General features: G+C 65.8%; 12 protein-coding genes and 2 tRNA genes. 5 read left to right on the forward strand and 9 right to left on the reverse strand.

All coding sequences use genetic code 11. From position 1 onward, the window contains the following. The first annotated feature begins 26 nt into the window (after nt 1-26). Nucleotides 27-2,213 (forward strand): RNA degradosome polyphosphate kinase, encoded by a 2,187-nt coding sequence (locus tag ACLQ3I_RS01670; protein WP_425799944.1) that lies wholly within the window; start codon nt 27-29, stop codon nt 2,211-2,213. 37 nt (nt 2,214-2,250) lie between these two features. Beyond that, entirely contained in the window at nt 2,251-3,174 is a 924-nt protein-coding gene (locus ACLQ3I_RS01675) for an NUDIX hydrolase (RefSeq protein ID WP_425791591.1), read from the forward strand. Nucleotides 3,175-3,242: 68 nt separating this feature from the next. On the opposite strand, the gene ACLQ3I_RS01680 is transcribed toward ACLQ3I_RS01675, so the two are convergent. From ACLQ3I_RS01680 to leuC, 3 genes are all read right to left on the reverse strand, one after another. Beyond that, nucleotides 3,243-3,839, reverse strand: a complete 597-nt coding sequence (locus ACLQ3I_RS01680) for an HU family DNA-binding protein (RefSeq protein ID WP_425799945.1) — start codon at nt 3,837-3,839, stop codon at nt 3,243-3,245. A gap of 164 nt (nt 3,840-4,003) precedes the next feature. Beyond that, the gene (gene leuD, locus ACLQ3I_RS01685) at nt 4,004-4,597 is read right to left on the reverse strand and encodes a 3-isopropylmalate dehydratase small subunit (RefSeq protein ID WP_425799946.1); all 594 of its coding nucleotides are present in this window, start codon (nt 4,595-4,597) and stop codon (nt 4,004-4,006) included. A gap of 33 nt (nt 4,598-4,630) precedes the next feature. Continuing rightward, nucleotides 4,631-6,067: a 3-isopropylmalate dehydratase large subunit gene (gene leuC / locus ACLQ3I_RS01690; protein WP_425791587.1), complete on the reverse strand. Its 1,437-nt coding sequence runs from the start codon at nt 6,065-6,067 to the stop codon at nt 4,631-4,633. 93 nt (nt 6,068-6,160) lie between these two features. Here leuC and ACLQ3I_RS01695 point away from each other — a divergent pair, with 93 nt between their 5' ends. Both ACLQ3I_RS01695 and ACLQ3I_RS01700 read left to right on the forward strand, forming a co-directional pair. Next, entirely contained in the window at nt 6,161-6,895 is a 735-nt protein-coding gene (locus ACLQ3I_RS01695; RefSeq protein WP_425791585.1) for an IclR family transcriptional regulator, read from the forward strand. A 70-nt stretch (nt 6,896-6,965) separates the two neighbouring features. Then, nucleotides 6,966-7,463, forward strand: coding sequence for a PPOX class F420-dependent oxidoreductase (locus ACLQ3I_RS01700; RefSeq protein ID WP_425791583.1), 498 nt, complete (start codon nt 6,966-6,968; stop codon nt 7,461-7,463). Nucleotides 7,464-7,826: 363 nt separating this feature from the next. Here ACLQ3I_RS01700 and ACLQ3I_RS01705 read toward each other — a convergent pair. The 5 genes from ACLQ3I_RS01705 to ACLQ3I_RS01725 all read right to left on the reverse strand — a co-directional run bounded on the left by ACLQ3I_RS01705 (nt 7,827) and on the right by ACLQ3I_RS01725 (nt 11,292). Then, nucleotides 7,827-7,899 (reverse strand) — tRNA-Glu (locus tag ACLQ3I_RS01705). 82 nt (nt 7,900-7,981) lie between these two features. Beyond that, a tRNA-Gln gene (locus ACLQ3I_RS01710) sits at nt 7,982-8,053 on the reverse strand. Nucleotides 8,054-8,162: 109 nt separating this feature from the next. Then, nucleotides 8,163-9,638 carry a glutamate--tRNA ligase gene (gltX, locus tag ACLQ3I_RS01715; RefSeq protein ID WP_425799947.1) on the reverse strand — a complete coding sequence of 492 codons (1,476 nt, stop codon included), beginning with the start codon at nt 9,636-9,638 and terminating at the stop codon, nt 8,163-8,165. A gap of 62 nt (nt 9,639-9,700) precedes the next feature. Further along, the gene (locus tag ACLQ3I_RS01720; RefSeq protein ID WP_425791579.1) at nt 9,701-10,522 is read right to left on the reverse strand and encodes an alpha/beta fold hydrolase; all 822 of its coding nucleotides are present in this window, start codon (nt 10,520-10,522) and stop codon (nt 9,701-9,703) included. After that, nucleotides 10,519-11,292 carry a fumarylacetoacetate hydrolase family protein gene (locus ACLQ3I_RS01725; RefSeq protein ID WP_425799948.1) on the reverse strand — a complete coding sequence of 258 codons (774 nt, stop codon included), beginning with the start codon at nt 11,290-11,292 and terminating at the stop codon, nt 10,519-10,521. Before ACLQ3I_RS01725 ends, ACLQ3I_RS01720 begins: the two co-directional genes overlap by 4 nt. Before the next feature lie 215 nt (nt 11,293-11,507). Between ACLQ3I_RS01725 and ACLQ3I_RS01730 the strand changes: the two genes are divergently transcribed. Then, nucleotides 11,508-12,641 (forward strand): MFS transporter, encoded by a 1,134-nt coding sequence (locus tag ACLQ3I_RS01730; protein ID WP_425799949.1) that lies wholly within the window; start codon nt 11,508-11,510, stop codon nt 12,639-12,641. Here the strand turns inward: ACLQ3I_RS01730 and ACLQ3I_RS01735 are convergent. Then, nucleotides 12,589-13,581: a hypothetical protein gene (locus ACLQ3I_RS01735; RefSeq protein ID WP_425799950.1), complete on the reverse strand. Its 993-nt coding sequence runs from the start codon at nt 13,579-13,581 to the stop codon at nt 12,589-12,591. The two genes, ACLQ3I_RS01730 and ACLQ3I_RS01735, sit on opposite strands and share 53 nt — an antisense overlap. Nucleotides 13,582-13,591: the final 10 nt, after the last annotated feature.

Genomic DNA, 13,591 nt, shown 5'->3' on the forward strand with positions numbered 1-13,591 from the left:
CACGGCCGATGCGTCATGATTGAACGGTGAGCCCCGCCGACGACATCGCCACCCAACCGATCACGTCCATCCCCGGTGCGCCCCCGGCCGCGACGTTGCTTCCCGACGAGTCCGCGGACCTGCCCGACGACCGCTATCTCAATCGCGAACTGAGCTGGCTCGACTTCAACTCGCGAGTGCTCGCGCTGGCCGAGGACGTCTCGATGCCATTGCTCGAACGCGCGAAGTTCCTCGCGATCTTCTCCTCCAATCTCGACGAATTCTTCATGGTGCGCGTCGCCGGACTCAAGCGTCGCGACGAGACCGGACTCTCCGTGCGTTCCGCCGACGGTCTGTCACCACGCGAGCAGTTGCTGCGGATCGCCGGTCGCACACAGACCATCGCCGACCGGCATGCCCGGGTCTTCCTCGACTCGGTTCGACCGAATCTGGCGGAAAACGACATCCACGTCGTCACCTGGGCGGAACTGAACGACGACGAGAAGGCTCGTCTGGTCGATCATTTCCACGAGGACGTGTTCCCGGTCCTCACCCCGCTGGCGGTCGACCCGGCGCATCCGTTCCCCTACATCAGCGGGTTGTCGCTCAATCTGGCGGTCACGGTGAAGGACCGAGCCGAGGGCGGCGAGCACTTCGCGCGTGTCAAGGTGCCCGACAACGTCAATCGCTTCGTCCGCGTCGATCGGCTGATGCGGCGGGGTTCCGGCTCATCGAAGGACTCCGACCAGCGGGCCATGTTCTTGCCGTTGGAGACGTTGATCGCGGCCAACCTCGAGCACCTCTTCCCCGGCATGGAAATCGTTGAACACCATGTCTTCCGGATCACCCGCAACGCCGACTTCGAGGTCGAAGAGGACCGCGACGAAGACCTGCTGCAGGCACTCGAACGCGAACTCGCACGCCGGCGCTTCGGTTCTCCCGTGCGACTCGAGGTGGCCGATGACATGAGCGAGCACATGCTCGAACTCCTGTTGCGCGAACTCGACGTGAATCCCGCAGATGTCATCCAGGCACCCGGTCTCCTCGACCTGTCCTGCCTGTTCGAGATCCACGGGCTCGATCGTCCGCATCTCAAGGACCGCCCCTTCGTCCCCGCCACCCATCCGGCCTTCGGCGAGCGCGAGACGCCCAAGAGCGTGTTCTCGACGTTGCGCGAGGGCGACGTGCTCGTGCACCACCCGTACGACTCCTTCTCCACGAGCGTCCAACGATTCATCGAACAGGCCGCCGCAGACCCACAGGTGCTCGCGATCAAGCAGACCCTGTATCGCACGTCTGGTGATTCACCGATCGTCAACGCGCTGATCGATGCCGCCGAGGCAGGCAAACAGGTCGTCGCACTGGTGGAGATCAAGGCGCGCTTCGACGAGCAGGCGAACATCAAGTGGGCCAGACAGCTCGAGCAGGCGGGTGTGCATGTGGTCTACGGCCTCGTCGGGTTGAAGACACATTGCAAGACGTGTCTCGTGGTGCGCCGCGAGGGATCGGTGATTCGTCGCTATTGCCACATCGGTACCGGCAATTACAACCCGAAGACCGCGCGACTGTACGAGGACGTGGGCTTGTTCACCGCGGCACCGGACATCGGCGCCGACCTGACCGACCTGTTCAACACCCTCACCGGTTACTCACGAAAGATGGAGTACCGCAACATCCTGGTGGCCCCGCACGGCATCCGGTCCGGGATCATCGCCCGGATCGACAGCGAGATCGAACGCCATCGGCAGGGTGACACCCGTGCGCTGATCCAGCTCAAGGCAAATGCGCTCGTCGACGAGCAGGTGATCGACGCCCTGTATCGGGCTTCGCAGAGCGGTGTCCCGGTCGAGATCGTGGTGCGCGGCATCTGTGCGCTCCGTCCCGGAATGGTCGGGATCAGCGACAACATAGTGGTGCGCTCGATTCTGGGGCAATTCCTGGAACATTCGCGAATCCTGTATTTCGGCGCCCAGAACGAATACTGGATCGGCAGTGCCGACATGATGCACCGCAATCTCGATCGTCGTGTCGAGGTGATGGTCCAGGTCCGCGACGAGCGCCTGACCTCCGAGCTCGGCGACATGTTCGCCTCCGCACTCGACCCGCGCACGCGGTGTTGGGTGCTGCAGTCCGACGGGAGTTGGGTCGCCTCACCGGCCGAAGGAGAAGAGGTGCGCGACCACCAGCGTCAGATGATCCGGCGCAATCGTCGCCGGACGGACCCGAATCCGTAACCGTTCTCGCAACATCGAACCTCTAGGATTCGTGTCGATGTCGAAGACAACGAAGACGGTCTGGGCTGCCGGCGGCGTCCTGTGGCGCCCGACTCGAGACGGGCAGGTCGAGGTCGCACTGGTCCACCGACCCGACTATGACGACTGGACCCTGCCGAAGGGAAAGATCGACGCAGGCGAGACCTTGATCGCGACCGCTGCGCGCGAGATCCGCGAGGAGACAGGACAGCAGGCCCGGCTGGGGCGGCATCTGCGCGACGTCGGATACGTGCTGCCGAACGGCAACCGCAAGCGCGTCCGGTACTGGGCAGCACGGGCCCTCGGCGGCGAGTTCGAACCCAGTCACGAGGTCGACGACCTCCGCTGGCTCGACATGGCCACCGCCACCGAAAAATTGAGCTATCGACTGGATCGGGCGATTCTCACCGAATTCGACAGGCTCCCCGCCGACGTCCACACGCTGCTGCTCGTCCGTCACGCGCGGGCCGGGCGGAGGTCCCGCTACAAAGGCGACGACCGCCTGCGCCCATTGGATTCCACCGGCCGCCACGAGGCCCGCGAACTGGCCGGCCTGCTCGAGATCTTCGGTGCCGAGCGACTACATGCGGCCGATCGGGTCCGGTGCGAGCAGACCCTCGCACCACTGGCGCACAATCTCGGGGTCGTGACCGTCCCCGAACCTGCGCTGTCCGAAGAGGCCTACATCGCCGACCCGCAGCAGGCTCACCACCGCATCCGCGAGATCGCATGGGACACCTCGGCCATCCACACGGTCTGCAGTCAGGGCAAGGTCATCCCGCCGATGATGCGATGGTGGTCTGATCGGGATGGCATCACCCTGCCGCCCAAACGCAATCGCAAAGCCAGTGTCTGGGTGCTCTCGACCCGTCAGGGGCAGCTACTCGCCGCCGACCACATCGACAGTCCGCTGCCGCACACCGACATCGACGTCGAATCCTGACCCGGACACACATCAGCCCCCGACGGGGGAAGAACGTCGGAGGCTGATGTGGGGTGACTCGGGACGCCTCAGCGTCGCGTGGCCTTCTTGGCCGGAGCCTTCTTGGCTGCGGTCTTCTTGGCCGGAGCCTTCTTCGCCGGAGCCTTCTTGGCCGGAGCCTTCTTGGCTGCGGTCTTCTTGGCGGGCGCCGCCTTCTTGGCCGGAGCCTTCTTGGCTGCGGTCTTCTTGGCGGGCGCCGCCTTCTTCGCCGGAGCCGCCTTCTTGGCCGGAGCCTTCTTGGCCGCGGTCTTCTTGGCCGGGGTGGCCTTCTTTGCCGCGGTCTTCTTCGCCGGGGTAGCCGCGGCAACGCTGCCACGCTTCACCGCCGGGCCGGACGAGGCGAGCTTCTGCTTGCCCGCGACGACTGCCTTGAACTGCGCTCCCGGTCGGAACGCGGGAACCGAAGTGGCACGCACCTTCACGGTCTCCCCGGTGCGCGGGTTGCGGGCGACGCGTGGGGCGCGCCTCCGCTTCTCGAACACGCCGAAGCCGGTGATGGTGACACTCTCACCCTTGTTCACCGCGCGCACGATCGTGTCGACGACAAGCTCGACAGCGGCAGTCGCAGTCTTGCGATCCGCATCCAGCTTCTTGGTCAGCTCATCGATGAGCTCTGCCTTGTTCATTGAAAACCTCCGCAAGCTGATCTGACCCATCTGTAAAGTCAGCTATCTCCACACGGTAAACGTCCAATTCGAAAACGTCCATCTTCCACGCCAATTAACCAGGCATGTTGCGAAATCGAAAGCAGCAATCGCTTTCCGCGGAGGCGGTTTACAGGCCGCGAATTTCAGCTGTCGAGCGTGACCGGCTTGAAGCGAGGGCGCGACGTCTCGAACTCAGAAATCGCTTCTACCTGGCGTAATGTCAGTCCGATGTCGTCCAGGCCCTCCATGAGACGCCACCTCGTGTAGTCATCAATTGCCAACGGCACCACAAGGTCTGCTGCGGTGATCGTCCGATCGGCAAGACTGACCGTCAGTTCCAGGCCCGGCTGCTCCTCGAGTCGTTTCCACAGCAGTTCGACGTCCGACTGCTCCACCTGAGCGGCGACCAGGCCGGCCTTTCCGGCGTTGCCGCGGAAGATGTCTGCGAACCGCGACGAGATCACGACCCGAAAGCCGAAGTCCGACAGCGCCCAGACCGCATGCTCGCGAGACGATCCGGTACCGAAATCGGGACCGGCTACCAGAATCGAGCCGCGGCTCCACGGCTCGTTGTTGAGGATGAAGTCCGGGTCGGCGCGCCACCCGGCGAAGAGACCGTCCTCAAAACCTGTGCGGGTCACCCGCTTCAGGTAGACGGCCGGGATGATCTGGTCGGTGTCGACATTGCTGCAGCGCAGCGGCACACCGATCCCGGTGTGAGTGATGATGGGGTCCATGGTCCAAATTCCGATCTGAGGAGTGGGCGACGGTCAGGCGAGATCCGCGGGAGCAGAGAGCGTGCCGCGAATGGCTGTGGCTGCGGCCACGGCCGGTGAGACCAGGTGAGTTCGACCACCCTTACCCTGCCGCCCTTCGAAGTTGCGATTCGATGTCGATGCGCATCGCTCCCCGGGAGAGAGCTGATCCGGGTTCATGCCCAGGCACATCGAGCATCCGGCCTGCCGCCAGTCGGCGCCGGCGGCGGTGAAGATCTCACCGAGACCTTCGTCTTCGGCCTGGGCGCGCACGCGCATCGATCCCGGGACGATGAGCATCCGCATACCGTCGGCGACCGTGCGACCCTTGAGGACATCGGCCACCGCACGCAGATCCTCGATGCGGCCGTTGGTGCACGACCCGACGAACACGGTGTCGACCTTCACGTCCCGCAAGGGCATTCCCGGCGTCAGATCCATGTACTCGAGCGCGCGACGTGCCGCGCTCGCGGCGTTCTCGTCGGCGATTTCGGCCGGGTCCGGCACACGCGCGGCCAGCGGAAGACCCTGCCCGGGGTTGGTCCCCCAGGTGACGAACGGCGTCAATTGCGTGGCATCGATGTGGACTTCGGCGTCGAATTCGGCGCCGGTGTCGGTGCGCAGACTGTCCCAGTACGCGACTGCGTCATCCCATTCGGAACCGGTCGGCGCGTTGGGCCTGCCCTTCAAGAAGTCGTAGGTCACCTGGTCCGGCGCGATCATGCCGGCACGTGCACCCGCCTCGATCGACATGTTGCAGATCGTCATTCGCGATTCCATCGAGAGCTTCTCGATCGCCGAGCCCCGGTACTCGAGGACGTAGCCCTGGCCACCACCGGTGCCGATCTCCGCGATGACGGCGAGGATCAGGTCCTTGCTCGTCACCCCTGGTGGCAATTCGCCGTCGACGGTGATCGCCATCGTGCGGAAGGGGCGCAGCGAAAGTGTCTGGGTGGCCAGCACGTGCTCGACCTCGGAGGTACCGATTCCCATTGCCAGCGCGCCGAATGCGCCGTGGGTCGAGGTATGGCTGTCTCCGCACACCACGGTCATCCCGGGCTGCGTCAGGCCGAGCTGCGGGCCCACGACGTGCACGATGCCCTGTTCCGCGTCGCCCATCGGATGCAGACGGATGCCGAATTCTTCACAGTTTCGGCGCAACGTCTCCACCTGGGTGCGCGAGACCTCGTCGGCGATCGGCTTGAAGATGTCGACCGTCGGGACATTGTGGTCTTCGGTGGCGATGGTCAGGTCGGGCCGACGGACCGGACGGTCCGCGAGACGGAGGCCCTCGAACGCCTGCGGACTGGTCACCTCGTGGACGAGGTGGAGGTCGATGTAGATGAGGTCGGGATTGCGATTCCCGGACGCGTCTTCTTCGCCGCGCACGACGACGTGGTCGTCCCACACTTTCTCGGCGAGAGTGCGCGGTGTGTTTGTGCTGTCACTCATGGCTGTACTCGCATCTGTTCGGATCGTCACGACACGCCCACCCGATTCCCCCGTCGGCGTGCATCTCACTATTTGGAACGCTAGTATCGTCCTATGGGAAAGGATAACGCATCGGCGCCCAGCAGTGGAATCGGTGTCCTCGACAAATCGGTGACAGTTCTGCGGGCCATCGCCGAGGCCCCGCGCAACCTGACCGAATTGTGTGATCGCACCGGCCTTCCGCGGGCCACGGCGCACCGGCTCGCGGTCGGGCTCGAGACACACCGTCTGCTCGCGCGTAATGGCGCCGGACGCTGGTATCCCGGTCCCGCACTGAGCGAACTCGCGGCGTCGGCGCACGATCCGGTTCACGAGGCCGCGTTGATGGTACTGCCGCGCCTGCGTGAGATCACCGGCGAATCGGTGCAGCTCTACCGCCGCGAGGGCGCCGAACGTGTCTGTATCGCCGCGATGGAACCACTGACCGGGCTCCGCGACACCGTTCCGGTCGGCACCCGGTTCCCGATGAGTGCCGGGTCGGCCGCCAAGGTTCTGCTCGCCTGGACCGAACCTGGTACCCAACGGGCATTGCTGCACGACAGCGTCTTCGGAGAACGCGCATTGCACGAGATCCGGCGCCGCGGGTGGGCCCAGAGTGCCGGGGAACGGGCGGCCGGAGTGGCGAGTGTCTCGGCGCCCGTCCGCGACGCGACCGGCGAGGTGGTCGCCGCGATCTCGGTGTCGGGGCCGATCGACCGGATGGGCCGTCGTCCCGGGGCCCGATGGGCCGCCGATCTTCTCGCGGCGGCAGACGCGATCCACAAACGGCTCCAGCCCACCCGCGTCTGAACCGGGGAGCGTGGGCGTCCGACCGCCGATCGCCTGCACGCCGTCGCCACCGGTCGGTTAGCGTCAGACCATGGGAGTCAATCAGCGCAATCAGATCGTCATGTCCGAGACCGAGATCAGCGAATTCGTCGCGAACGGCCGAACCGCGACGCTCGCGACCAGCGGCGCGGACGGGAGCATTCATCTCGTCGCCATGTGGTACGGCGTGGTCGACGGCGAAATCTGGTTCGAGACCAAGGCCAAGTCCCAGAAGGCGGTCAATCTTCGACGCAACAATCGATGTTCGGTCCTGATCGAGGATGGCGATACCTACGACACGTTGCGTGGCGTCTCCTTCGAAGGGGCCGCGGAGATCCTCGATGATCCGGATTCCTGCCTGAAGGTCGGTATCAGCGTGTGGGAGCGCTACACGGCCCCGTACACCGAGGAGTCACGGCCGTTCGTCGAGCAGATGATGAACAAGCGAGTCGCCGTCCGCATCGTGCCGGGCCGCGTCCGATCCTGGGACCACCGCAAGCTGGGACTGCCGGAGATGCCCGTGGCCGGGAGTACGGCGCCCGGTGCGTGACGAGCGGCATCCGTCCACGCGGTGGCGACGCATGCGTAGCCGCATGCGACGGACCCGCGCGCGCCGTCTCCGTTGACCCAGGAGTCTGTGGCCGGCGAGTACTCTGGTGATCTTCGGTTCCGGCCGGAGTCACCAGGAGGGCGAGATGCCCAACCATCATCCGTCTCGATCATGGCGCGGGTGCGCCCTGTGCAAACCGCAGAAGCGTCGTGGTCAAGGCCGACCCGAGCGTGATCCCTGGGCCGTCCGCCGGCGGCTCGGTGTCAGTCGGCGCTATGGGCGAGGCGATCTCGGCAATTGAGCTCGACGCAAAGAGACCCCCTCTCCTGCTTCGTTGCAGGTGAGGGGGTCTCTTTGTTCTTGTAGCCCCGACGGGATTCGAACCCGCGCTACCGCCTTGAGAGGGCGGCGTCCTAGGCCGCTAGACGACGGGGCCATGAACTGAGTGTTCAGTTGTACGTGCTCAGTGTGAATCTACGGGATACGGCCTCGATTCGAGGCGGCCACCCGAGGACTCGCTGGGGTACCAGGACTCGAACCTAGAATGGCGGTACCAGAAACCGCTGTGTTGCCAATTACACCATACCCCAAGGTTTCCCCTTCCCGGCTGGCCGGACTCACTCTCCGGCCGGTCTGAAAAGGACCGAGGAGAAGAGTACCGAGGGGCACCCTCCGATCACAAATCGCCAGGTCAGAGCCTTAGCTCTGCACAGCTTCGCGGGCGGCGGCGAGACGCGCGAGGCTCTTGTCGCGGCCAAGGAGCTCCATCGATTCAAAGAGCGGCGGGCTCACCTGGGAGCCGGTCACCGCAACACGGACGGGACCGAACGCCTTGCGCGGTTTGAGGCCGAGCGTGTCGACCAGAGCCACCTTCAGCGCCTCCTCGATCGCCGACCCGGTCCATGCCAGGAGTCCGTCCATCGCGGCGATCGCGGCGTCGAGCACCTCACCGGCATCGGCACCGAGGTTCTTGGCCGCCGACTTCTCGTCGATGACGAAGTCGTCGTCGGACACATACAGGAACGACATGAGCGGCCAGGCATCCCCGAGTACCTGAATGCGGGTCTGCACCAACTCGGCGAGAGCGGTGAACGACGCGTCGTCGATCGGCTCGCCGAGCTTCCCGTGCACGATCAGGTAATCCTTGAGGCGCGTCGCGAAATCGCCGAGATCGAGGCCACGGATGTGTTCGGCATTGATCGCGTCGGCCTTCTTCTGATCGAACCGGGCGGGGTTCGAATTGACCTGACGCACATCGAAAGCCGCGATCATCTCGTCGAGCGAGAAGACGTCCGTCTCATGCGAATAGCCCCAGCCGAGGAGCGCGAGGTAGTTCAGCAGCCCCTCGGGGATGAATCCGCGGTCACGATGGTGGAACAGGTTCGACTCCGGATCACGCTTGGACAGCTTCTTGTTGCCCTCCCCCATCACGAAAGGCAGATGCCCGAACTCGGGAACGCGGTCGGCGATCCCGATCCGGGTCAACGCCTCGTAGAGCGCGATCTGCCGGGGCGTCGAGGAGAGCAGATCCTCGCCACGCAACACGTGGGTGATATTCATCATCGCGTCGTCGACCGGATTGACCAGCGTGTAGAGCGGATCGCCGGTCGCACGGGTCAGGGCGAAGTCGGGGACGGTGCCGGCCTTGATCGTCGTGGTGCCGCGAACCAGGTCGTCCCAGACCAGGTCGTGATCCGGCATCCGCAGGCGGACAACGGGTTTGCGCCCCTCTTCGGCCAAGGCCGCGCGCTGCTCGTCGCTCAGATCGCGGTCGAAGTTGTCGTAACCCAGTTTGGGATCGCGGCCTGCCGCACGGTGCCGCGCCTCGACCTCCTCGGGTGTCGAGTAGGCCTCATAGGCCTCCCCCGCGGCCAGCAGCTGTGCGACGACGTCGAGGTGGGTCGCGCGTCGCTCCGACTGTCGGTACGGGCCATAGGGCCCGCCCACTTCGGGGCCCTCGTCCCACTCGAGCCCGAGCCATCGCAGGGCATCGAGGATCGCGGCATAGGACTCCTCGCTGTCCCTCGCGGCGTCGGTGTCCTCGATCCGGAACACGAAGGTGCCGCCATCATGACGGGCCTGGGCGAAGTTGAACAAGGCCGTCCGGACCAGACCGACGTGTGGGGTTCCGGTCGGGGACGGGCAGAAACGGACGCGCACATCGGAGCCACTCATGGAGGTCAGCGTATCGAATCGAGTACTGCCGTCGGTTCCCCGTCCGATCTATGACTGGCCGCTCAGGCCTGCGCGGCCAGGAAGTCCACGAGAAGCCGGTTCACCTCGGCCGGCTGTTCGAGGTAGCCGAAGTGTCCCGCCTTGGCCACCTCTTCATACCGCGCACCGGGAATCGCCTCGGCGACCTCACGCGCGAGTTTCGGCGGCAGCGTGCGGTCGTCGGCGAAACCGATGACCATCGACGGGCGGGTGATACCCCGATAGGCACCCAGACGGTCGACCTCACGGTCGTGCAGGGCGAGCTGCGCACGCACTCCCGGCGTGATCGTCTGCGGCGAGAAGCCGATGACGTCGAGCCAGTCCTTCGCCGTCCGATCGTCGTCGAGCGTGTGCGGTGACAGATTCAGATGGGCCGTGATCGCGGCCTCATAGTCCGGCGGCAGAGTGATCTTGTTGTCGTACAGGGCACGCTCCCCCGCCGAGATCGCCTGCTGCAACGGGGTGTTTCGGCCATATGTGGCGATCATCACCGCCGCCTTCACGACATCCGGCCGCGTGAGCGCGAGTTCCTGGGTGATCCTGGCTCCCAGCGAGGTCCCGACGACAAATGCCGGACCAGCCGCGAGGTGTTCGATGAGCGCGGCAGTGTCGGCAACCATGTCGTCGTGCGAGAAACCGTCCGCACACTCCGACGAGGGTGCGATTCCTCGATTGTCGAAGGTCACCACCCGGTAGCCGGCCTTGGTCAGCGCCGGTTGCTGATGGGCCTGCCACACCCGCCCCGGACTACCGGTGCCCATCACGAGCACCACGAGCGGACCTGAACCGAAGTCCTCGTAGGCGATCTCTATCCCGTTGACCTGCGCGACCTTCGGGCCCCTCACGGCTTGTCCACCACCGGATTGGCGAGGGTCCCGATTCCTTCCACGGTCACCGAGACCCGTTGTCCGGCCGTCATCGGGCCAACACCCTCGGGCGTTCCGGTCAGGATGACGTCGCCGGGCAGCAGCGTCATGACGCGCGAGATCCACTCCACGATCGCACCGACGTCGTGCAGCATCATCGAGGTCCTCGACCGCTGGGTCACCTCGCCGTCGAGTTCGGTGACCAATTCGGCGTCGGTGGGATCGAACTCGGTCTCGATCCAGGGGCCGAGCGGGCAGAACGTGTCGTAGCCCTTGCCACGGGTCCACTGTCCATCGGCCTTCTGCTGATCGCGGGCCGTCACATCGTTGGCGACCGTGTAACCGAGGATGACGTCCTTGGCCTTGGCAGCGGTCACGTCCTTGCACGGCTGGCCGATCACGACCGCGAGTTCACCCTCGAAATCGACGCGCTCCGAACTCGGCGGGCGCACGATCGGGACCTCCGGACCGACGATCGAAGTGTTGGGCTTCAGGAAGATGACCGGATCCGCCGGCGCCTCACCACCCATCTCGGCGACATGGGCGGCGTAGTTCTTCCCGATGCAGATGACCTTCGACGCGAGAATGGGCGCGAGCAATCGCACATCGGCAAGTGCCCACGACCGCCCGGTGAACGTCGGGGTACCGAACGGATGCTCCGCTATCTCGCGCGCCCGCTGCCCACCGTCGACGTCCTCGATGGAGACAAACGCGACCCCGTCTGGGCTGGCAACTCGTCCTAAACGCATGGCACGACATTATCGCACCGGCTTTCCCACAACTCGGGACACCGGTTTGACGTGAAGTTCGGGCGTTCTAGAATATGGACCTTACGTACCACTATCTGAGATGAGGTGATCGTGTGGGCGGCGTCGGGACAACCCGGTCGACGGTCGGATCGGCGGCGGTGACGATGTCACCACGGCGCCGATGGGCCATGCTGTGTTGCGCATTGGTGGCTGCCATGACCACGACCTGCGCGGTCAGCGGTGTGGCCTATCTCATCCCGGCGCTCCATACCGACCACGGGCTGTCCCTCACGCAGGCATCGGTTCTGGCCACCATTCCCACCGTGGGCCTGATGCTGCTGATCATCCCGTGGGGCGTGCTGCTCGATCGGTTCGGCGAGCGTCGGGTGCTGATCATCTCTCTGGTCATCACACTGGCGGGCACAGCGGGCACGGCGGTGGTCTCGGCCCTCGACGCGCCCTACTGGGTACTGGCGACCGGGCTGTTCATCGGCGGTCTGGGCGCGGGCGCCGCCAACGGCGCGAGCGGCCGGATCGTCGTCGGCTGGTTCCCGGCCCACCAGCGCGGAACCGCAATGGGCGTCCGCCAGATGGCCCAACCTCTGGGCATCGGCGTGTGCGCGCTCACCATGCCGTTCACCGCCCAGTCCTACGGTGTCACAGCCGCACTCCTGATCCCGGTCGCCGTGACCGCCATCGGTCTGGTCGCGTGCGTCGTCGGGATCGTCGACCCACCGTTGGCCGGGGCCCAGCCTTCGGGAGCCCCGGCCAGAACCGACAACCCATACCGCGCAGGAAATTTCCTGGCTCGCGTACACGGAGTCAGTGTGCTGCTGGTGATCCCGCAGTCGATGATGTGGACCTTCGTGCCCACCTGGCTGATCGTTGCGCATCACTGGTCGCCCGGCGCCGCCGGCGCACTCGTGACCGCCACGCAGGTGGTGGGGGCATTCGGCCGGATCGCCGCGGGCCGGGTCTCGGACAGGTGGGGCTCGCGGATGCGTCCCATCCGGGTGATCGCGGTCGCCGCGGCGTTGTCGATGGCGGTACTGGCGTTGACCGACTGGCTGCACAGTCCGGTCGCGCCGGTCGTGATGGCGATCGCGACCATCGCGTCGGTCGCCGACAACGGCTTGGCGTTCACCGCGATCGCCGAGTTCGCGGGTCCGGGCTGGAGTGGCCGCGGCCTGGCCGTACAGAACACGGCTCAGTACCTGGCGACGGCCGCCACCACACCCGTGCTGGGTGCGCTGATCGGTGCCGCCGGGTTCCCCCTCGCGTTCGCCCTCACCGCCCTCACTCCGTTGGTCGCCGTTCCACTGGTTCCTCGCGATCCAGGAGTCGATTGACCACACCCGCCGCGGTCGACGCGTCATCGACCACCACGATGTCGCGCCGCCCGTCCTGGCGCACCACCAGGAGGGCGGAGCCGGATCTCAACACGAATCCCCTGGCTCCCTTGAGGTCTCCGTGAACCGCGATGCGGTGGCCGAAGCCGCCGAAATCACGGAGAGCACGCACACCGACCACCTCGGCGTGGTCGATCTCCGACATCGCGACCTGCGTGCGCGGCCTGCCCAATCGGCCGCGCACCGTCACCCCGGTCCGATCCACGGTGACCCGGATGCCCCACATCGCGATGGCCGACACCACGACGAGCAACAGGACCGCCGCGACGAGCCACGAGCGCAACACCAGGGCCAAGCTCGCAAGGATCACCACGGCCCCACCGAGGATCAGGGAGGCCGCGAGCGACGATGACACGACCCGCGTCCAGACGATCCGCTCCTCCGCCCCGATCGCGACGCGCGGGCGGTCCCCGATGTCGGCGGTGGGTGGCGTCACGGTCCACGAGGGCACCAGCGCGGCGAGGCCGAGACCACCCATGAGGCCGATCGCCAACGACAACGCGATCTGCCACTGCGGTGTCGGTACCGTACCGGCATCGGCCACGCCCCGTTGACAAGCCGTGGTCGACACGATCACGGCGACGATCGAAATGACCACGCCGGCAACAATTCCGATGCCTGTTCGGATGATCTTGGGATCGGTGGCCCTGACGCTCAGGGCCACGCCGATCGCTGCGCCGATGATCCCCACCGCAATCAGCGTGACGATCACGAACGTCAGAGCCGAGAAGTCGTCGGCGCCGTGTGACGACCAATGCGTGGCAACCGGATCGGGCAGGGTCGTCCGCCACGACGCGACCAGGGCGGCGCCGACCGCCGCCGCCAGCACCGACGGCAGAATCGCCAGCACGCGCACCACCCGGCGATCCCGGACGGTCATGCCGCCCCCT

The sequence above is a fragment of the Gordonia sp. DT101 genome, from assembly GCF_049844895.1.
In the GTDB taxonomy this organism is placed as follows: Bacteria; Actinomycetota; Actinomycetes; order Mycobacteriales; family Mycobacteriaceae; genus Gordonia.